This window comes from Rheinheimera gaetbuli (genome assembly GCF_054781935.1).
Genome location: NZ_BAAGTL010000008.1, coordinates 345942 through 366105 on the forward strand (window position 1 = coordinate 345942; position 20164 = coordinate 366105).

The window sequence follows — 20164 nt, forward strand, 5'->3', positions numbered from 1 at the left end:
AGCTTTTTTTGCTTCGATTTCAATAATGAAACCGGCACTGCGCTATTACCAGATAACCATCTATGTAGGTGTAAACCAAGCGGTGCTCGCGGTCTATCCGGCGTGAATAAAAGCCGGCGAAGTCGCCCACTAACCGTTCTGGTTTGCCTTTACCCTCCAGTGGTGCGCGCATGGCTTCTTTGATCAGCTCATCAATACGGGCGCTTAGCTTTTTGTTGTACTGCTTAAAATATTGATAGTCATCCCAGGCGTGTGCATCAAAGGCCACGCCGGGTTTAGTTAGTTTCTTGCTCATCTAAAAAGGCTTCCTTCAACTCGAAGGCGCCAGCTTTAATGCGTGCTACCGATTCCCGCAAACGGTTTGCATTATTCGGCGTACTGAGTAAGTACAGCGTTTCCTGCATGGCGTTGTAATCTTCCTGAGAAATCATCACAACATTACCAGAGCGCTGGTTTGTCACTAACGTCGGTTCGTGAGTATCCAGTACAGTATCAATAACCGCCTTAAAGTTAGCCCGTGCTTCGCTAACAGTAAGAATGTTCATATTCGGTTGCTCTCCTATTTTTCAACATACCGTTCTTTAACTGTCACAGCTAAAACGGAATACAGGGATGGTACTAATGTTTGTACAATTAGGCAATGTAAATGTACCAACTTGAGTACTAAGTTTTGCAATATAAACAAATGCATTGTAAGGCGATTAAGTTGGGGCAATGTAACGACCGGCCAGATATGTGGCCGGATAAGGTGTTGCTGGCTTATACAGACGCGCGTTCTACGCCTGATCCGGTATTTCCGGCTCGGTCAGCAGTGCCAGCAGTTGCAGCGACTCCTGCCAGCCGGCATAACAAAACTCAAGCGGTATCGCCTCTGGTATGCCGCTTTGCTCAATAGTCAGCTCAGTGCCGCACAACACTGGTTTTAGCTTAATGGTTACCAGCATTTGACCGGGCAGGTTAGGGTCATCAAACTGGTCGTTATAGCGAATTAGCTCGTTTGGTTTTAACTCCAGATAAGTGCCGCCAAAGCTGTGGCTTTGGCCGGTATTAAAATTGGTAAATGACATTTTATAACCGCCGCCCACCCGCGCATCCATGCTATGCACCTTGCCGGTAAAACCATGCGGCGGGCACCATTTCGCCAGAGCATCGGCATCTAAAAAAGCGCGGTATAACCGCTCTGGTGTGGCTTTCATTACCCGGTGCAGTGTTACGGTATTACCTGACATTTTGCTTCTCCTGAGTAAAACGCATTAGTTTGACGTATCACAGCTTAGTCGAAGCGGCGGGGATGGTTTCGACAGGTGCTGCAAAAATTTGATAGCAATGTTTTTCTATGGCTGCGGTTATCGCACTAAATACCCTGCCCAAAACCCTTGCTGGCGCTGATACAACCAGCCAGAATAGCGCTAATTTGCTGTTGAGGTGGTTATGGTTAATCTGGCGTTGCTGGGCGCATTTATTCCGACGTTTTTATTTGTCTCGGTGACACCGGGTATGTGCATGACATTGGCAATGACGTTGGGCATGAGCCAGGGCGTGCGGCGTACTTTGTGGATGATGTGGGGCGAAATGCTGGGCGTGGCGCTGGTAGCAATACTGGCGGTATGCGGCGTGGCGGCGATAATGCTGCAATTTCCGGCGGTGTTTCAGTGGTTTAAAATAGCCGGCGCCTGCTATCTGGCGTATATCGGCCTGCAAATGTGGCGTGCTAAAGGCAAACTGGCCTTGCCGCAACCGGGTGAACTGCCAGCGTTAATGACGCGGCGTACCTTGTTTAGTCAGGGTTTTATTACTGCGGTGTCTAACCCCAAAGGTTGGGCTTTTCATATGGCGCTGTTGCCGCCGTTTATCGACAGCCAAATGGCATTCTGGCCACAGCTGCTGGTGTTAGTGGCGATTATTCTGCTGCTGGAATTTGGCTCTATGCTGCTGTACGCCAGCGGCGGCAAAGCGCTGGCGCTGTTTTTCGGCAAAGCCAACCGCGTACAGTATTTAAACCGCATCGGCGCCAGCCTGATGTTTGGCGTGGCGCTGTGGATGTTGTTGGGCTAGATATCTTTATATGTTGGAAAAATCAAAAAGCTTTCATAAATTTAAACATACAAAATAAACTATTATCACTATCGGCATTAAATAATATAGAAACTTTATTTTAGACGAAACTCTCGACATGTATTCCAAAGGTTTATCCATTAAATGCTCAGCTGATTTATCAAATGGTTCAGCTTGATAATTCGATTTTACTAGCGGTACCCAATGCTCGCGGACTATTTGGCAATCATTTTCAAAGAAAACGCTGTGTCCACCTGGGTATGAACGATTGATAAACTTACTATTCATTAAACCTCGAAACCCTGTTCTACCACCCATGCCTGTTCCCATCACGAAAGCTTTGCTGAACAGTAGAGCTCCGTCTTGTCTCGCGCAGTCATTAACGAATTTAGCATTAGGTGCTTTCTTGAGAAAAGAAAAATCATAATTTTGATCTAAGACACTGCCGCTTAGTAAAACTAACTCTAAATTAGTAAGATCCGTTCTATGCGATAACATTTCGAGTGACTTAACCAAAATATAAGTACCAAAGCTATGCGAAAACAAGTGTATTCTTTTGGTTTTGTTCTCTAACAACCAGTTTTCAAATTGTTCAGAAAAATGAATTATCATTTTTTTTCTAAGAGAAGGAAAAATAAATCTAATGACAGGATACTTTTCGTATTTGTACTGTAAGTTAGAAATTTTTACATCTTTGAATTCCTCTTTAATTGACGTGTAAAGATTACTCTGCCAACTACCGTTAGTTTCAATACCATGAATGCTCAGAATAGCCAAATCAGTAGGGAAGCTTTTATATGATTCAATTGATCTGAGGCAATATGCTACTTGGTTGATGGCCTCTAATAACCAATTGAAATTGTTACCACTCGTTTCATAAAGCATAAATCCAAGCTTGTTGAAGTTACTTTCCTTCTCCTTAAACTCTTCAATTAATGCAGTAAAACCGATAACTCTATTAGGAGTGCTATTAAATTTACCAAGCGAAATTTTCTCTAACAATTTTAGACCAGCTTTAGAGTCTACTAAGTCGCCGTCTCGGTACGGTAGTGCCATGTCGAGGAAAATCGTGAAGTAATAATTTTCTGACAAATACGCCTTAGCTTTATGAACTGAACTTGCATTGTCAATCCCAACTCCAGGAAAGTTTTCTGATAGCTCTTTCGATATTCTATATCGACGATTAGGATCGTCATCAATTACTAGTATTCTAAGCATAATTATCTAGGATTTCCTTTAATTTATCTTTCCAGTCAAATCCGGCATGTTCGTAAAAAATATATCCTAGATATTGTTCACCATAAATGTCTCTGGCGACGTGATCGATGTCAGCTAGCTTTTCTAATTTTGGGTTCTCGGAAAAAGAACGATGTTGAGTCAAAAACAAAAATTTACTATCAATTTTTCTTCTATGTATTTGCCTAGCAATGTCTAGTCCACCATACATTCTTTTATCACCGCCACCCTGTCCATTAATTGTATCAAAAGTAGGAAGGCTCATGTCAAGAATTATTAAATCATAGTTTAAAGAAACTAGTGCTTTTACTCCAGAAGAATATGATCTAACAACTGAAACGGTAAAGTTAGAGAAGGTTGACAAAATAAATTCTTGGACTCTATCGCTTTTATAAGGGCCATCCTCTACCAGTAATAAATTCATTTAGACCTCGTTATCTCAAAAGTAACTATCTGCTGAAAGGTATTTTCACGCAAGTCTACTTTAAAAGTAGATTTTGGGAATGCATCCGTAATAAAACGATACATTTTATAGAGACCGGTTCCACCCTCTTTAGTCAGAAGATCTCCATTAAGCTCCGGATTGTAATTATTGACTTTGTCAATTATGCCTTTTTTTGATACTTCCATAGCAGATTTTTTTGATATAGTATTGGAAATATTCAACACTATTCTACTATCTAAATTGCTTGTTCTTATACTAACATCATGTGCCTTAGACTTGATTCCATGTTTCAAACAGTTTTGGAAAGATGTTGAAAGCGCCCTGATTAAATGAAGGGTTTTTGATTGTTCTATGTAGAATTCACTATGCTTAAATGAGCAATCAAAGCTGATAACTCTCGGACTATATAACCCGATTATATTTCTAATTGAAACCTTTATTATATCGTCGAAGCTGACTTCCCCTAAAAATCGGAAGTTAGGACGGCAAAACCAGCTCTCAATTTCGTCAATTGATTCAATGGTTTTTAATCTTGCTGATTCAATTTCTTGGTTTAGTTGATTCAGTTTAACTCCGATCGACTGCGACTTTATTATCAAGTCATCAAATATTTTATTGAAGTTAGGTTTAAGTTCGTTATTTAGTAATGATTTTATTGTATTGAAACAATGCTCAAGTTTAAGCCATATGAAGTCATTTGACTTGTAAAAAAAATCCTCTGGGCTTATGGCTGTTCTAGTATGTTCTCTATAAGCTAATATGTCATTTACACCATAATGAAGGTTAAAAGCTGAATTATTGTCATCCAATATCCTTGTTACTTTAGGCCAAGAATTCGCACGTTCGATTAAATGATCAACTTTCTCTGAAAATTCTGCAAGGACGTCGTCAAGCATATCTAGAAAGGCTGGCGTTAACGTTAACTGCAGTTGTTCGCGCCAAAACTTGTTCTTTTCATATTTTTTATTTGGTCCTAATTCGGTTACAATATTGAAACCTTCAAGAACGGATCTAATTTTATTTGGAAGCCAACCATGACGTATTTCAGAACTAAGATAACGAACTAAGCCAAAATCCTCATTGAATATAAAGTCTTGAAGCATATCCTCATATGCACGGCCATAAAAATGGACTATTGCATTATCAAGTTTTGTTGTTTTATTTTCTAAATCATCCTTAAAAAGCTCAAGCAAGTCATCTAACTCTCCGCTGTTTAATTGATCTAACATTGTAAAGTGTGATTCATATTCACCTAGCTTAGAGTTTTTAATTCCATCTACGTCAATATCTAATTTGCTGCTAGCATGTTGACGGCTTAATATATCTATGTAAAGTTGTTCATAGATTTTTAGATCCTCGCTAAGAATGTAATCTTCATTACCAACTGTTAATCTTCTAAGCTCATGAAGTATTTTTAATCTTTCAAACAATAAATCCTCATTTGTTTCAATTTTTAGAAATATGCTCATTACATCAGGCTTGCAAACTTCTTTAAGAAAGTATTCTTCAGTAATGCCGACTTTCCCCTCCTGCCAGTTTTTGGCTAATTCACTTGCTACTGCACATCCTTTTTTTGTAAGAAAATCTTCAAAAAACTCACTCATAGATTCCTTACAGTCATAGTCTTTAAACTTATAGTACAAGTTATAAATAATTACAGATTTTATGTTGTCCGTGTGGATTTCTCGGTTTCGCTCAATGATATCAACAATTTCTTTAAGTGGAAATAAGTGTTGAAAGTTATTGTTTTCTATTATTAAATCGCAAACTTTGTCTATTATTTGATAATGCTGTTCAGTTGAAAGTTTTGATTGATACCATATTCTGTAGTATTCAGCTAACAACACGTCATTGTTGTTTTTAAGCTCAGAGAGTAATTCGTCAACAGTTTCTTTGTTGGGATGAGTCGCAAAAATCTCTTCTTCCAATAGGATTCTTATTTCTCTACTTCTTGTATTGTTATAGCTTAATTTATTTTCTTTATCGGTGTCTTTTGCTCCAAGCCACGACTTTACAATATTTGTATATTTAGGTGTGATTTCATTATTGCTGCAGTATAACTCTAAGCAAGAACTTTCAAGCTGTGATTCAAACTCTTTTGGATAGGCCGAAAAAAACATTGGCTTTACAGACTTTATGAACTCATAGTTCTGATATTGGAAAGAAAGATACTCAAAAATTGACTTTTGGAAATCAAAATTATCGATAGAGTAATGAAATCCAACTAACACCATTGTAAAAGAATTTGATAATTTTTCAGGGTTTTTTTTAAGTCTTTCCACTTCAGCTTCATCATCTATATGAATTATTGACCTTGCATAAATGTCAATTATAGATAAATCTTTTTCTTCAAGTTCGAGTTTTTCTTTACATTTTTTAATAGTGTCTTCGTACTTTCCTGCTGAGTATAGTTTTATGATATCAGTTGAAGAATCAGCCGTTCTGCTTTCGGCTATGCCAGATATTAAATTACTTACATACCTCCAAGATAACTGAGAGTCTATCGTACTCAATGAATCAGACATCTCACTAATAGTATTGAGTATGTCGCTATCAATTTTCTTTGCTATTACTGAGCTAGTGATTATTTTTTTTAAAAAAAACAATCGGTCTATTGCTGTAAGTCTTTGACTAAACATTATGAAGCTGCTGAGGTCATAGTCATTCTCGATTGTGTCTGGTAGTAAAAGAATTGATATGAAGTCAGCATATCCACTATATCCGTTTTCTCTATATTCTATAAGTAAGTTTTTCAAAACTTGATTATAAAAGGATGCCGAAGAGCTAGAGGTGTATTTTCTATATATCAAAGTAGATATGTGAGATATATCCTCTTTCTCTAGATTCTTTTTATATTTATCTAGCCCATCTGTATTCTTAGACTTTACAAGTATGCTTATCTTTTTATCAACACTCCAAACGCTCTTGCCGTGCTCTATTTCAAATATTTCTAAATTTGATAATGCTTTTTCAAAGTTACCATTGAGTACTGAGTTTTCAATCTCTACTTGCTTTTTACTTGCTTTATTAAGTTGTTCTTTGTTATTCATGTAGAAATCTGTGAATGATAGTATTGTCAGTTCAGGAGGTAAGTCGCTGTGGCTTGAAGTATTTATGTAACTTTCTGAGTTGAATCCTGGGAAATTTATTGCATTATATACTGTGCTATTTTTTCTCGCTATCTGAATGAAAGTTGATTTTTCATCCTTATTTAGGCTGAATATGAATTTTGATAGCTTATTTAAGACAGAATGCCTGTTGGAGTTTGAGTTGTTGAATCCATTGGTTATTGATTTTAAGTAAGTAATGAATCTTAGTTTTCTGAAGCTTTCCAAATTGCCCGCCTGAGTAAGAGATTTAGTGATGCTTTTCTAGGTTTCGAATGTATAGCAAATGTTCTTTTATTTTGCAATTATTTGTGCTTTCGTTGAAGATGACTTTTCTAAGTTGCTCTTCTCGTAACTTTTTTGTTAAGAAATAAGTAGGCCAGCTTGCGAAAGAGTGTTGCATTAGGCGGTATTACTGTAGTGAGCTAAGTTTTAACTTTTAAATTTGTTAATGTCAGTTTTGTATTAATCCTTACTTATTAATACATGATGGCTACTATTGAACGATATTTTATGTTCCGACTAGGTTTCGCCGATTATTAAGGGTTTTAATTCTGTCAATCTGATAGTAGCAATTATTCTACTGCTCGAGTTCGGCTCTATGTTGCTGTATGCCAGCGGCGGCAAAGCGCTGGCGCTGTTTTTCGGCAAAGCCAACCGCGTACAGTATTTAAACCGCATCGGCGCCAGCCTGATGTTTGGCGTGGCGCTTTGGATGCTGTTGGGGTAAAAGCCGTTTTAACGCTGGATCACAAAATCAGCTTTGCTGCGGCGGACCTTTTTCAGGTTAACCAGCCAGTCGCCTTCTGCTTCACGGTAGCCCAGCGGTAGCAGCAATACAGATTTAAGCCCCAGTTCTGCCAGGCCCAAAATCGCGTCGACTTTTTCCGGCTCGAAGCCTTCCATTGGCGTTGCGTCTACTTGCTGCTCTGCTGCCGCCAGTAAAGCGGAGCCTAAACCGATATACGCCTGACGGGCGGCATGTTCAAAGTTTTGCTCTGCCGGGCGCTGTGGATAGTGGTTTAGCAGTTGCTGCCGGTAAGCCTCCCAACCTTCGTTTTTAAAACCGCGCTGCTCGTTAACTAAATCGAACATGCTGTTTATACGCTCGGCGGTGTAATTGTCCCAGGCTGCGAATACCAGTAAGTGCGAGCAATCTGTCACTTGTGATTGGTTCCAGGCCACCGGACGAATTTGTGCTTTCAGTTCGGGGTCAGTCACCACTAATACCTGATACGGTTGCAAGCCGCTTGAGCTGGCACTTAAGCGGATGGCTTCTAAAATAGGTTCCAGTTTGTCATCTGGCACCTTATTGTCAGCTTGTAGTTTTTTAGCAGCATAACGCCAGTTAAGTAAATCAGTAATCTGCGACATAGTTTATCCTACCTGTTTTGTACTGCTTGGTAAATAAGTGCGGTTGCAGGACATTTCAAGGCCATCAGTGCGTTATTTTTTATCTTGATCCGCCGCATTGTTAAGTGCATGAATGGCAAAACTGCCCAGCCAGTGGCCTCCTTCATAGCTGTCACCAATCAGGTTAGGATAAGAATGCGCCAGATGCTGGTCTGCTACATTACGTAAATGCGCATACTGCGGGTACTGGCCAGCCAGTGCATACAGGTTCCAGGCGCGGCTGAAGTTTAAGCCATCTAAGTGCACCAGCTTGCCATCTGTGCGGTCGCTGACTTTACCCACCGCCAGGCTGTACTGCGGGTTGGCCAGCTGTGGCATAAAACCGTTAAGCCATGGTAAGAATTGCTCTGCGGGTAAAATACGCTGCATCAGGCCGGTTTCTTCCAGGCAGGGCGAGATAAAATCGTAACCGCTGGGTTCCCAGCTAATCGGGCAGTTTTTGTCCTGCATAAAATAGTCTTTTGCCCGTTGGGTAATTAACTGCTGTAGCGCAGTGTGCTTGCGGTTTACGGCGTAATCGTAGGCGAAACTTAAACCAAAGGCAGTATTGGTGTGTTCACCTACCCGCACCGGATAAAACAACCGGGGTAAAAAGCCGAGATAGCGCTCAACAATCAGATCGGCTAATGGTTGTAAGTTGGCGGCCAGTTGCGCTGCCATAGGGTCTTGCCAGCTGTGCAGTTCATCCGACAATTTTAACAGCCAGGCCCAGCCGTAAGTGCGCTCGAACGAGGCGTTAATGTCTTTACTGAAAAACGCCACTTCCTGCGCCACCTTATCGGCCGTTAAATTGCGCTGCAGTATGGCTTTTACTGCGGCGGCTTGCTCAAGTTCAGGAAACTGGCGTAGTAAGGTCACCAGCGACCAGTAGCCATGCACCGCGCTGTGCCAGTCGAAGCAGCCGTAAAATATCGGGTGTACCACAGCGGGTTCCTGCAAGTCGGCAGCGCTACCCAGCACCCAACCGGTTTTATAGGGGTAGGGTGTTTCGACGCAGTGCAACGGCAGGCTAACCAGCTTATTGGCTTCAGTCAGGTTAAGTGCATGGCTGTTTTGTGCCATGGCTTTACCGGCCAGACCAGCGGATAACAACAGCATGCCGGATAATATGGTTTTTAGTTTCATGATGTTACTTTCTCCTCGCCGTTTTACTGCTACCCAAGCCAGCACTTAGCGTCAGTTGCAATGCCTCAGCCGGTTTCATATCAATATTACGGGTACAGCTGCGTGGCACGATAATGGTGTAGCCACCAACGTTGTAGGCCATTGGAATAAACACCGCCAGTTGCTCGTCCTGCATTAGCGACGACATGCGGTCATCAGGCTGGCCGCCTTGTTTGGTAATAATGCCAATCAATTCAATTTCAGTGCCGGGTAGCTTTACCATAACCACTGAGCCATCGGCAAAGTTTTTGCCCGACATCAGCTCGATAATATCCTGCAACATGCCGTAAATCTGGCTGGTGCCGGGTAGCTTAAGCATAATTTTGCCGGGTAGTTGCCATAGCCAGTTAAAACCCGACCAGCGCGTACTGTAACCGATAACAATACATAGCAGCATAAACGCTAATATCGCCATGCCGGGCCAATACCAGCTACCGGGCAATACCAGCTGCAGCAATGGTGCCAGGCCGGTTTCAACGGTTAGCAGTAACCAGCGCAGCAGCTCGATAGTAATGATTAGCGGCAGCACTATGGCCAGGCCGGTTAATAAACTTTTCACGACAACTTTCATATAGCCCCTTTCGGCTTAGCACGGTATTGGTCCGACAGGTGGCAGATTAAAGCAATCCGGCGCGGTTGTCAGGCCAAAGCGCTTACCTGTTTTCCAGCCGGTTGTAGTATTCCTGCTCAACGGTAGAAGCTGCCAGCAAAGCCATGTGCGTGTTAATGCAGGAGAGCATTGTGGCAAGTGCGACAGTACCCTCCTGGCTTACGCATATATCAAGATGACTATTCAGTTGCCATAACGCGCGCACCGTTACGGTCTACAACCAGCAGATAAGATGCCCCTAGCTCTGCAGTACATAAATCTATCGCTTTATCAGCAACTTTAAGGCTGTTAGCGCAGTTGTTTACTTCCAGATAAGCAGTAACTTTGCCTTTCTCGGTATTTAATACGTTGTTACCATCAACTGACACAGCATAGTTAGCATCGGCAAATAACCGAACATTGAATGTATCAGCTTTACTGTGCTGTTTTCTGGTAACAACAGACAGTGTTTTGCCGCTGGTATCTTCCCAGGCGATAACCCACAACTTTTCGCCGTTAGATAAGGTTTTAGTGGTGCGTTCTTCCTGGTTTCTACTGATGCTGTCCCTGACACCCAAATTTACAATGTTATTAATGGCCTTGTAGCTGTATTTGTAGGGCGCACCGACGTTATTTACAGGCACATCCTGTGAGACCAAATTGTCTGTATCAAACAAACCGCTGTAACCATTGTCAAATTTGCGCTTGGCAACGTGCAGATCTGCCATAGCACTCCATGAATTGATCAGCGTAATACTGGCGCTGTGGGCTAGCTTCTCATCAAGCTCATCCGAGTTTCCGCTACAACCGGTCAATGCACTGGTTATTCCGAGCATCAATACAAAACCTAATCCCTTACTATTTTTCGCCATCACGATCTCCATAAATTTAAGTAAAATCCAGCTTGGTGGTCTGCCGTTTTGCAGCACTTTCATCATTAGCAATACAGCCTTGCATGCTCATCGGTAATGAAGTTGTCGAAAAAAGGTTAACAGTGCTGTTGGTTGTATGTAAGTTGATAATTGTATGGGGTTTGTATAGAAATTGTATGAGTTACATACTCAGCTTGCTGCAAGCTATTGTGGCTCAAGCTTCGTTCTCAAACGCTGGCCGCTGTGCTAACCTGCCAGCATGTTGTTTTGCCAGAGAAAGTGCATGCCAGAGCCCGGTTTTGTTGTTATCCACGCCAATCAGCTGGAAACGCTGCGTGAGTTGTTAGTGCAGTGGTTAAGTAAGCAGCCGGTGCCTGTGTTGGGTACTGAGCAAATTCTGGTGCAAAGTAACGGTATTGCGCAGTGGCTGAAAATGGCGCTGGCCGAAACCGCCAACGGCCACCCCGGTATTGCCGCCGGTTTAAACGTTGAGCTGCCAAACCAGTTTGTCTGGCAGCTGTACCGTGCGGTGCTGGGTGACAGTATCCCGAAAAGCCTGCCGTACGACAAAATAAACCTTAGCTGGCGCTTACTGGGCCTGTTGCAGCAATTAACCGATGCCGTGTACGCCCCGCTACAACGTTACCTTAAGGATGACAGCGATGGCCGTAAAAGCTATCAGCTGGCGCTGCGCTTAGCCGATTTGTTTGACCAATATCAGGTGTACCGTGCCGACTGGCTGCAAAGCTGGCGCACAGGCAGTAACGCCTTACCCAACAGCAAAAAGCAGCAGGTGCCGGACGATCAACTGTGGCAACCGGCGCTGTGGCGCTTGCTGCAAAGCCAGCTGGCCGATGTGGTGGGCGAGCTGGCGTTTTCCAGCCGTGCCGATGTGCACAGCGAAGCACTGGCCGCGTTGCAGCAGGGCAAGTTGGCGCGGCCAGACTTACTGCCCGATCGCATCGTGGTGTTTGGCGTGTCATCTTTGCCGCAGCAAACAGTAGAATTACTGGCCGCGCTGGGCGCGCAGCGCCAGGTACTGCTGACAGTGCTTAACCCGTGCCGGCATTTTTGGGGCGATATTACCGCCGCTAAAGATGAGGTGCGGGCTGCGCAAAAACGCCATGGCCGTAAACCCGGTTTACCGGCGGTACTGGATGCCGATGCATTGCATTTACATGCGCCGGTGCTGCTGGCCAGTTTGGGTAAACAGGGCCGCGATTATATCAGCCTGCTGGATGCGTTTGACCAAAGCGGGCAGTATCGGCACTGGTTTAACGGCCGGATAGATTTGTTCTCTGAACCGGTCGAAGATATCAGCAGCCTGCCGTTACTGGCGCAGCTGCAACAGGATATTCTGGAGCTAAACCCCACGCCACAGCCTGTGCGGCAACTGACTACCCGCGATAACAGCATCAGCTTTCATCTGGCGCACAGCCGCCAGCGCGAAGTCGAAATTTTGCAGGATAACCTAATCGCCGCCTTTGCCAATGACCCAAGCTTAAAACCGCGTGACGTAATTATAATGACGCCGGATATCAGCCTGTATCAAAGCCATGTGCATGCGGTGTTTGGCCGGCTGGCAGCTGACGACGCGCGCTTTTTGCCCTATAGCCTGGCGGATCAAAGCCTGCGCGGCAGCCAGCCGTTAATGCTGGCACTGGAATACCTGCTGGATTTACCCAGCCAGCGTTTTAGCTTAACCGAAGTATGCGACTTACTGGATGTACCGGCCATACAGCGCCGCTTTGGCATCAACCCTACCGCACTGCCGCAGCTGCGGTTGTGGCTGACCGAAGCCGGCGCCCGCTGGGGCCTGGATGCGCAGCAGCGTGCCAGCCTGGATTTAGCCGCACCCGGCAGCAGCTACAGCTGGATGTTTGCTATCGAACGTATGTTGCTCGGTTTTGCCATAGGCGATGAAGCGGTATGGCAAGACTGCGCGCCCTATGCGGAGGTCGCCGGCCTGGCCGCGGCCGAACTGGGGCCGGTGTTGCAGTTTATTCAGCAGCTTAAGCGCTGGCATCTGCAATTTAGTGCGCACGGCGCCGATGGTGCTGCGCTTAGCTTAACCGACTGGCAGCAACTGCTGCTTAGTGACAATGGCCTGCTGCATAGCTTGTTCGATTTTACTGACGAGCAAGACCAACTGATTTACGCCCGGCTGACCGCCGGTTTAGCCCAGTTGGTTAGCGCGGCACACAGCGGTGACTTTAATGGTGAGGTGCCGCTGGCGGTATTGCGTGACGCCTGGCTGGAGCAAGCCGGCAGCAGTGGCTTAAGCCAGCGCTTTTTAGCCGGTAGCCTGACGTTTTCTACCTTGATGCCGATGCGGGCTATCCCCTTTAAGCGCATTTATCTGCTGGGGTTAAATGATGGCGATTACCCGCGCTCGCGCATGCGTGATGACTTTGACTTAATGGCTAATGATTATCGCCCGGGCGACCGCTCGCGCCGTGATGACGACCGCTATCTGTTTTTAGAGGCGCTGTTAAGTGCGCGTGATGCCTTGTATTTAAGCTGGGTAGGCCGTGATATCCGCAACAACAGCGAGCTGCCGCCCAGCGTGCTGTTAAGCCAGGTGATGGACTTGGTCGACACCGGCTGGCAGCATCCGTCAGGGCAAAAGCCGTCAGTGGCCTTATGCCACAGTTACCCGCTGCAACCCTTTTCACGGCAGTATTTTAACGGCAACTATGCCACCTATGCCCATGAATGGCAGGGCGCGCATCAGGCCGTGCCGGCGATAACCGGCAACAACACCACGCCGGCCGAGTTACCGTTGTTAACCGTGCGCCTGCTGGATGACTTTCTGGCCAATCCGTGCCGGCATTATTTACAGCAACGCTTTAAAACCCGGTTTTACCAAACAGAGTTAGCGGTAGAAGATGCCGAGCCCTTTGTATTAAACGCGCTTGAGCTATACCAGCTAAAACAGCAGTTGCTTGAGCAGTTGCTGGCTGAACCGGAATTGGATGTGGCTGATGCGATCGCCCAGCTGGCGCGCGAAGCCAAACTGCCACTGGCATTGTTTGGCAGCTTAAGCGGGGCGCAAATTGGCCGCGAGGCCGGGGTGGTTTTTGCCCGCTACCGCGCCAGCGGCATTGACTGGCAGCGGCGCGCCACGCCGCTTACGCTTAAGTTGCAACCGGCCGGTATTAGCCTTAACGACAGCCTGAGCAATATCTACCAAAGCCCGGCCGGGCAGCTTGCGCTATTGCAGCTTAGGCCCACCGCCATCCGCAATAAAGGCGAGTTGCGCTGGCATACCCTGCGCAGCAGCTGGTTGCAGCAACTGGCCGCCAATGCCCAGGGTGAAGCCGTCAGCACCTGGCAGTTTGGTTTGGACGATGCGGTGCAGTTGCTGCCACAGTCGCAGAGCACGGCGGCATCGCAGTTATCCGCGCTGGTAGAATACTGGCAACAAGGCTTACAACAACCGTTGCCGTTGCTGCCAAAAACCGCGCTCTGTTATGTGCAAACCGGTGATGAAGCCAAGTGTCGAGAGCTGTTCGAGGGCGGCTATAACTTTAGCGGCGAGTTGCAAAGTGCACCTGAGTTGCAGCGTTACTACCCGGATTTTGCCAGCCTGATGCAGGCCGGCTTTGCCGATTGGGCGCAAAAAGTTTATGGCCCGCTGGTGCAAATGCCAATAGCGCCACAGAATAAGGATGCCAACCCATGAGCCAGGTACAGGCGTTAGATGCGCTGCGTTTTCCGCTGCAAGGCAGCCGCTTAATTGAAGCCAGCGCCGGTACCGGTAAAACCTATACTCTGGCCGCGCTGTATTTGCGTCTGGTGTTGGGCCATGGCACTGCGCCGGGTGACAGTGCTGACGCAAAAAATGCGGCCACCGGCACTGGCTTTAGCCGGCCGCTGCTGCCGCCGGAAATCTTAGTGGTTACCTTTACCCGCGCCGCCACCGCCGAGCTTAGAGATCGGATCCGCGCCCGGCTGGTAGAAGCTGCAGCGGCCTTTCGTTTGGGTAACAGCAGCGATCACTTTTTACAGCGCTTACTGGACGATACGCCGGCGGCGCAGTTTGCTGCTTGCGCATCGCGTTTAAGCAGCGCCGCAGAATGGATGGACGAAGCGGCCATTTTTACCATTCATGGCTGGTGTCAGCGCATGCTGGCCGAGCATGCATTTGACTCCGGTATGCGCTTTGGTGAAGCCCTTAGCGATGATAACCAGCAACTGCTGCACACCCTGGCCTGCGACTACTGGCGGCGGTTTTTGTATCCGCTGGAGGATGCCGGAGTATTGCAGGCGCTGGGGGGCGTCGCCAGCTCGCCCGAGGCGTTATTAGCCGATGTGCGGCCCTGGCTAAATGCTGATGCGGCAAACTTGCACTTTAATGCCGGCGGTGTCGCGCTGCCGGCGCCATTAAGCCCGGCACAGGCGGCACTGCCGCTACTTGAATGGCAAGCCGCGTTGGACACGCATTGCCAGGCGTTACAACAAGCACTAACGGCCGACGCCCTGCACCTGCTAGACGATGCCTTTGCTAATAGCTGGTTAAACGGCAACAAATACCGCACCGCCAGTTGGGGCGCTGAGCGCCAGTGGTGGCAAAAGATGCTGGCAGAGCCGGCACGGCTAAACAGCCGCGACACCGATTTTGCTGCCATGGTGCAAAAATTCAGTGGCCAAAAGCTGGCTGGCGGCCAGAAAAAAGGCCAGCCACTGGTTAGCCACCCGTTGTTTGATTTATTTGACCAAACAGTGGCGCTGCTTGAGGCTAAACCCGAACTGACGCTGGCTGTACGCCAGCATGCCGCCTTGTGGCTGGTAGACGAATTTGCCCGGCATAAACGGGCAAGAGCGCAGCTGGATTTTAACGATCTGTTGCAGCAGCTGCACCACGCGCTTGAGGGCGAAGCCGGTAAGGTGTTAGCTGCGCGCATTCGGGCGCAATATCCGCTGGCGATGGTGGATGAGTTTCAGGATACCGATCCGCTGCAATTTGCCATTTTCCGTGCTACTTACCCCGATGTGGCCAGCAGCGACAACAGCCTGATAATGGTAGGCGACCCCAAGCAAGCCATTTACAGCTTTCGCGGCGCCGACTTACACACTTACCTAAATGCCCGCAGTTTAACCACTGGCCGCCACTACAGCCTGGGCACCAACTTTCGCTCGACAACAGCGCTGGTTGATGGCGTAAACCAGCTGTTTGTGTTGGCCGAGCAGCGCCAGGGTGCCTTTGGCTTTGGTAGTGGTGACAGCACACCTTTGCCATTTCTGCCAGTACAAGCCAAAGGCAAAGCCGAGCAGCTGCTAGTCGCTGGCAGTGCGGTGGCGGCGGTAAATTATTATCTGGCGCCACAAGAGCCGGCAGAGCTGAAAAAAGGCGCCTACCAAAGCCTGATGGCACAGGCTTGTGCCGATGAAATTGCCCGGTTGCTGCAGCAGGCACAACAAGGCCAGGCTGGTTTTGCCAGCAACGATGACATTAAGCGCCTGCAACCGGCCGATATTGCCATTTTGGTGCGCGACCGTAACGAAGCCGCGCTGGTGCGGCGCGAGCTTAGTGCGCGCAATGTGCGCTCGGTGTATTTATCTGACAACGACTCGATTTTTCAAAGTGCAGAAGCCAGCGCCGTCTTAACCTGGCTGCGCGCCTGCCAGCAGGTAGAGGATGAAAGCCTGCTGCGCGCTGCGCTGGCGCTGCCGATGTCGGCCAACACCGATGCGCAGTTGCACTATTGGCTCAGCGATGAACAGGCGTGGGAGCAGCTGACCGAGCAGGTGCGGCAGTTCCGCCAGATCTGGCGGCAAAAAGGTGTGCTGGCCATGCTAAGCAGCTGGCTGCATTACTTCAGCTTACCGGCAAAATGGCTGGCACAAGAGCAGGGCGAACGCCGCTTAACCAATGTGCTGCATTTAGCCGAATTACTGCAAAGTGAAAGCCAGCAGCGTGACGGTGAAAGCGGCTTACTGCGCTGGCTGGCCGAACAACTGCAAAGCCCGAAAAGCAGTGACGAGCAACAGCTGCGGCTGGAGAGCGATCAGCAACTGGTGCAGGTGGTGACCATCCATAAAAGTAAGGGCCTGCAATATAACCTGGTGTTTTTGCCCTTTATCTGCGGTTTTAAAAGCGTGAAAAAAGGCCAACCGCAGCGCTATTTTAACGGCACCGAAATGGTGCTGGATTTAACCCCGGACGATGCGGCGCTGGCCTGCGCCGAACGCGAACGGCTGCTGGAAGATATCCGCCTGCTGTATGTCGCGCTAACCCGGCCGGTGTATGCCTGCTATCTGGGCCTGGCGTTATTTAGCGAAGGCAACGCCAAACACAGTAAGCTGTCACAAAGTGCGCTCGGCTACTTACTCGGTATTGGCGAGCAACCCACGTTGGCCGACCTGCAACAGGCACTGGCGCAGTTGCCATGGCAGGCGCAGCCATTGCCAGCTTACAACAAATTAACCGCGCCGGCCGACACGGCACAGCTCACCAGCGCGTTAACGCTTAAGGCACCACTAAAGCGCGAACACTGGTGGATAGCCAGCTATTCAGCGCTGCGCACCGGCAGTAAAGCGGATGCAAGCGCCAGTGCGTTACTGGCCGCCGATACCGCGCTGGATGCGCTGTTGCAGGAGGAAGCCAGCGAGCTGCCGGCCTACAGCGAGCAGCTGCAATCGATACACGATTTTCCGCGTGGTGCTGTGCCCGGTACCTTCCTGCACCAGTTGCTGGAAGATGCACAGCAACAGGGCTTTGCCGACACTGATGCGGTGTTTATCAAGGCGTTACTGACGCAGCGTTTAGCCCAGCATAACTGGCTACAGTGGCAAAACGTGCTGCAAGCCTGGTTAGCGCAGATGCTGCAAGCGCCGCTGTTGGGCGCAGATCTGGCGCTGAGCGCGCTGAGTCAGGTGCGCTCAGAGCTGGAGTTCTGGCTGCAAAGCGCTAACGTCAACGTGTTAAAACTTGATGCGCTGATAACTAAAGCGATATTGCCCGGCCACCTGCGCCCGCCACTGCTGAGTGATACCTTAAACGGCATGCTCAAAGGCTTTATCGATTTAACCTTACAAGGCGCCGATGGCCGCTACTGGGTGCTGGATTACAAATCGAACTGGCTGGGGCCGGATGACAGCGCCTACAGCATAGAGGCCATGCAAAAAGCGCTGCTGGACAAGCGCTACGACGTGCAGGCCGCGCTGTATTTACTGGCCTTGCACCGGCTGTTAAAGCTGCGCCAACCCGGGTACCTGCAGGCGCCACAGCAGTATATTGGCGGCGCGCTGTACTGGTTTATCCGCGCACCACAGCAAGGCCAGCTGCAGCTGGATGCTGACATTCAACTGTTGTGGCAGTTAGATGCGCTGTTTGCCGGCGAGGAGGTGGTTAATGTCACAGTATGAGCAGGGCGATTTATTCGCCGCAGCCGCTAAGCCGGCGCAGGCCATGCTGCTGCAGGATATAACGCAGATGCAGGCGTTGCTGGCGCGCTGGACGCAGCGGCGCTGGTTACGGGCGTTAGATGCACAGTTGCCGCAAACGCTGCACCAGTTGGCTGCTGAGCCTAATGCGCTGGTATGGTTACTAACGGCTTTACTATGTCATCAATATGGCCGTGGCCACAGCTGTATTTTGCTGCAGGATTTACTGGATGACCCGGACGGCCTGCTAAGTTTGCCGCCACAAAACCAGTTTTTACAACGCTTTAGTGACCGGCCCTCGCAGCTGCTTACCGGCATGGGCATGGCCGATTATCGCCAGGCGCTGCAGGGCAGCAACTGGCTAAGTAGCGGCGCTGATCCTGCGCCTTTGGTACTAAGCGACAACCGGTTGTATTTGCGCCGGCTGTATCAGGCCGAGCAATTGGTAAAGCAGCAAATAAGCCAGCGGGTGGCCGCACTCTTGCCACTTGCCCCCGATGTGGCCGGCCAGCTGAAGCGTTTATTTCCCGCCACAGCGCAAACTGAGCCTGACTGGCAAAAACTGGCCTGCGCCATGGCGCTGCAGCGGCGCTTTGCCATTATTACCGGCGGCCCCGGCACCGGTAAAACCACTACAGTAGTAAAACTGCTGGCGCTGCTGCAATACGGTGCAGCCAACCGGCTGAATATTAAATTGGCTGCGCCGACCGGTAAGGCGGCGGTGCGCTTAACCGAGTCAATTAGCGGTGCGATCAGCCGTTTGCCGGCAGAGCTGACAGCCGCCATACCGACTGAGGTTGCCACTTTGCACCGCTTGCTCGGTGCACTGCCTAACCGGCGCAGCTTTAAGCATAACAGCGACAATCCGCTGCAGCTGGATGTCTTGGTGGTAGATGAAGCCTCGATGGTCGATTTAGAAATGATGGCGGCGCTGTTAAGTGCTCTGCCAGCGCAAGCGCAATTGGTATTGCTCGGCGATAAAGATCAGCTGTCGTCGGTAGAAGCCGGCTCGGTGCTGGGCGACTTATGCCGCGGTGCGGATTTAGGCGGCTACAGTGCCGATACGCTGGCGTTGCTCAGCCCCTACAGTGAATTACCACTGGCAACATGGCAGGGCAGCGGCACGGTGTTAAATCAGTCCACGGTAATGCTACGCCACAGCCACCGCTTTGATGCCAGCTCTGGCATTGGCCAATTGGCGGCAGCGGTAAATTGCGGCGATAGCAAAGCGCCTGCGCTATTTAGCCGGTTTGACGATATAACGCTGTTAGCCGGCACAACCCCTGCCGCGTTAAAAGCCACCGTACTGGCCGGTTATCGCCACTATTTGCAGCTGATGCAACAGCCGGCAACAGATCGCGAGCAATGGGCCGGTGCTGTGCTGGGCTGCTATAGCCAGTTTCAGCTGCTGTGCGCGCTACGCAGCGGCGACTGGGGCGTCGAGGGCTTAAACCTGCAAATTGGCCAATGGCTTAGCAGCGCCGGCTTAATTGACGCACGCCAGCACTGGTATGCCGGGCGGCCGGTGATGATGCAGCGCAATAACTACAGCTTAGGCTTAATGAACGGTGATATCGGCATAACGCTGCAAGACCCGTTAAGCGGCCAGTTGCGGGTGGTGTTTCAGCTGTCCGACGGTACGCTAAAGTGGGTACTGCCGAGTCGCTTAACCGAGGTGGATACCGCCTTTGCTATTACGGTGCATAAATCGCAGGGCTCGGAATTTACTCACTGCTGCCTGGTGTTACCGCCGGATAACAGCCCGATTTTAAGCCGCGAGCTGTTGTACACCGGCATTACCCGCGCCAAAGCGCACTTTACGTTGTTGTGTGCCAACCCGGCGCTGTTGCAACAGGCCATAGCGCGGCGGGTTAGCCGCAGCAGCGGTTTGTAG

Annotated in this window: 15 protein-coding genes; 5 read left to right on the plus strand and 10 right to left on the minus strand. The window is 48.6% G+C overall.

The genetic code is table 11. The features are described from left to right. Window positions 1-19: 19 nt before the first annotated feature. The 3 genes from ACYVIC_RS08495 to ACYVIC_RS08505 form a co-directional block, all read right to left on the minus strand. Window positions 20-295, minus strand: a complete 276-nt coding sequence (locus tag ACYVIC_RS08495; RefSeq protein ID WP_335735881.1) for a Txe/YoeB family addiction module toxin — start codon at window positions 293-295, stop codon at window positions 20-22. Beyond that, window positions 276-545: a type II toxin-antitoxin system Phd/YefM family antitoxin gene (locus ACYVIC_RS08500; protein WP_460859029.1), complete on the minus strand. Its 270-nt coding sequence runs from the start codon at window positions 543-545 to the stop codon at window positions 276-278. The genes ACYVIC_RS08495 and ACYVIC_RS08500 overlap by 20 nt, the downstream gene beginning before the upstream one ends. Before the next feature lie 231 nt (window positions 546-776). Beyond that, window positions 777-1229, minus strand: coding sequence for an SRPBCC family protein (locus ACYVIC_RS08505; RefSeq protein ID WP_445769323.1), 453 nt, complete (start codon window positions 1227-1229; stop codon window positions 777-779). Between the two features lie 202 nt (window positions 1230-1431). On the opposite strand from ACYVIC_RS08505, the gene ACYVIC_RS08510 reads away from it, so the two are divergent. Continuing rightward, entirely contained in the window at window positions 1432-2055 is a 624-nt protein-coding gene (locus ACYVIC_RS08510) for a LysE family translocator (RefSeq protein ID WP_460859031.1), read from the plus strand. A gap of 33 nt (window positions 2056-2088) precedes the next feature. On the opposite strand, the gene ACYVIC_RS08515 is transcribed toward ACYVIC_RS08510, so the two are convergent. The 3 genes from ACYVIC_RS08515 to ACYVIC_RS08525 are packed head-to-tail and all read right to left on the minus strand — an operon-like array spanning window position 2089 to window position 6786. Beyond that, window positions 2089-3273, minus strand: coding sequence for a hypothetical protein (locus tag ACYVIC_RS08515; RefSeq protein ID WP_460859033.1), 1185 nt, complete (start codon window positions 3271-3273; stop codon window positions 2089-2091). Continuing rightward, window positions 3266-3715 (minus strand): response regulator transcription factor, encoded by a 450-nt coding sequence (locus ACYVIC_RS08520; RefSeq protein WP_460859035.1) that lies wholly within the window; start codon window positions 3713-3715, stop codon window positions 3266-3268. Before ACYVIC_RS08520 ends, ACYVIC_RS08515 begins: the two co-directional genes overlap by 8 nt. Then, on the minus strand, window positions 3712-6786 hold the full coding sequence (locus ACYVIC_RS08525; RefSeq protein WP_460859036.1) for a hypothetical protein: 3075 nt from the start codon (window positions 6784-6786) through the stop codon (window positions 3712-3714). The genes ACYVIC_RS08520 and ACYVIC_RS08525 overlap by 4 nt, the downstream gene beginning before the upstream one ends. A 658-nt stretch (window positions 6787-7444) precedes the next feature. Here ACYVIC_RS08525 and ACYVIC_RS08530 point away from each other — a divergent pair. Continuing rightward, entirely contained in the window at window positions 7445-7573 is a 129-nt protein-coding gene (locus ACYVIC_RS08530; RefSeq protein WP_460859037.1) for a hypothetical protein, read from the plus strand. A gap of 8 nt (window positions 7574-7581) precedes the next feature. On the opposite strand, the gene ACYVIC_RS08535 is transcribed toward ACYVIC_RS08530, so the two are convergent. The 4 genes from ACYVIC_RS08535 to ACYVIC_RS08550 all read right to left on the minus strand — a co-directional run bounded on the left by ACYVIC_RS08535 (window position 7582) and on the right by ACYVIC_RS08550 (window position 10881). Next, window positions 7582-8217, minus strand: coding sequence for an NAD(P)H-dependent oxidoreductase (locus ACYVIC_RS08535; protein WP_460859040.1), 636 nt, complete (start codon window positions 8215-8217; stop codon window positions 7582-7584). A 72-nt stretch (window positions 8218-8289) separates the two neighbouring features. Further along, the gene (locus ACYVIC_RS08540; RefSeq protein ID WP_460859041.1) at window positions 8290-9381 is read right to left on the minus strand and encodes a DUF2891 domain-containing protein; all 1092 of its coding nucleotides are present in this window, start codon (window positions 9379-9381) and stop codon (window positions 8290-8292) included. A 4-nt stretch (window positions 9382-9385) separates the two neighbouring features. Then, window positions 9386-9991 (minus strand): DUF502 domain-containing protein, encoded by a 606-nt coding sequence (locus tag ACYVIC_RS08545; protein WP_460859042.1) that lies wholly within the window; start codon window positions 9989-9991, stop codon window positions 9386-9388. A gap of 218 nt (window positions 9992-10209) precedes the next feature. Continuing rightward, a complete protein-coding gene (locus ACYVIC_RS08550) occupies window positions 10210-10881 on the minus strand; it encodes an immunoglobulin domain-containing family protein (RefSeq protein ID WP_460859044.1) in 672 nt (223 codons plus the stop codon). Between the two features lie 283 nt (window positions 10882-11164). On the opposite strand from ACYVIC_RS08550, the gene recC reads away from it, so the two are divergent. From recC to recD, 3 genes are read left to right on the plus strand one after another with little or no spacing between them, the layout of a single operon-like run. After that, window positions 11165-14566 carry an exodeoxyribonuclease V subunit gamma gene (recC, locus tag ACYVIC_RS08555; protein ID WP_460859046.1) on the plus strand — a complete coding sequence of 1134 codons (3402 nt, stop codon included), beginning with the start codon at window positions 11165-11167 and terminating at the stop codon, window positions 14564-14566. Next, a complete protein-coding gene (recB, locus tag ACYVIC_RS08560; RefSeq protein ID WP_460859048.1) occupies window positions 14563-18252 on the plus strand; it encodes an exodeoxyribonuclease V subunit beta in 3690 nt (1229 codons plus the stop codon). The genes recC and recB overlap by 4 nt, the downstream gene beginning before the upstream one ends. Next, window positions 18239-20164: an exodeoxyribonuclease V subunit alpha gene (gene recD, locus ACYVIC_RS08565; protein ID WP_460859050.1), complete on the plus strand. Its 1926-nt coding sequence runs from the start codon at window positions 18239-18241 to the stop codon at window positions 20162-20164. The genes recB and recD overlap by 14 nt, the downstream gene beginning before the upstream one ends.

What these genes read in the sequence shown, in the direction of transcription:
- ACYVIC_RS08495 (WP_335735881.1), bottom strand. Translation starts at nt 295, where the DNA reads ATGAGCAAGAAACTAACTAAACCCGGCGTGGCCTTTGATGCACACGCC.
- ACYVIC_RS08500 (WP_460859029.1), bottom strand. Translation starts at nt 545, where the DNA reads ATGAACATTCTTACTGTTAGCGAAGCACGGGCTAACTTTAAGGCGGTT.
- ACYVIC_RS08505 (WP_445769323.1), bottom strand. Translation starts at nt 1,229, where the DNA reads ATGTCAGGTAATACCGTAACACTGCACCGGGTAATGAAAGCCACACCA.
- ACYVIC_RS08510 (WP_460859031.1), top strand. Translation starts at nt 1,432, where the DNA reads ATGGTTAATCTGGCGTTGCTGGGCGCATTTATTCCGACGTTTTTATTT.
- ACYVIC_RS08515 (WP_460859033.1), bottom strand. Translation starts at nt 3,273, where the DNA reads ATGCTTAGAATACTAGTAATTGATGACGATCCTAATCGTCGATATAGA.
- ACYVIC_RS08520 (WP_460859035.1), bottom strand. Translation starts at nt 3,715, where the DNA reads ATGAATTTATTACTGGTAGAGGATGGCCCTTATAAAAGCGATAGAGTC.
- ACYVIC_RS08525 (WP_460859036.1), bottom strand. Translation starts at nt 6,786, where the DNA reads ATGAATAACAAAGAACAACTTAATAAAGCAAGTAAAAAGCAAGTAGAG.
- ACYVIC_RS08530 (WP_460859037.1), top strand. Translation starts at nt 7,445, where the DNA reads ATGTTGCTGTATGCCAGCGGCGGCAAAGCGCTGGCGCTGTTTTTCGGC.
- ACYVIC_RS08535 (WP_460859040.1), bottom strand. Translation starts at nt 8,217, where the DNA reads ATGTCGCAGATTACTGATTTACTTAACTGGCGTTATGCTGCTAAAAAA.
- ACYVIC_RS08540 (WP_460859041.1), bottom strand. Translation starts at nt 9,381, where the DNA reads ATGAAACTAAAAACCATATTATCCGGCATGCTGTTGTTATCCGCTGGT.
- ACYVIC_RS08545 (WP_460859042.1), bottom strand. Translation starts at nt 9,991, where the DNA reads ATGAAAGTTGTCGTGAAAAGTTTATTAACCGGCCTGGCCATAGTGCTG.
- ACYVIC_RS08550 (WP_460859044.1), bottom strand. Translation starts at nt 10,881, where the DNA reads ATGGCGAAAAATAGTAAGGGATTAGGTTTTGTATTGATGCTCGGAATA.
- recC (WP_460859046.1), top strand. Translation starts at nt 11,165, where the DNA reads ATGCCAGAGCCCGGTTTTGTTGTTATCCACGCCAATCAGCTGGAAACG.
- recB (WP_460859048.1), top strand. Translation starts at nt 14,563, where the DNA reads ATGAGCCAGGTACAGGCGTTAGATGCGCTGCGTTTTCCGCTGCAAGGC.
- recD (WP_460859050.1), top strand. Translation starts at nt 18,239, where the DNA reads ATGTCACAGTATGAGCAGGGCGATTTATTCGCCGCAGCCGCTAAGCCG.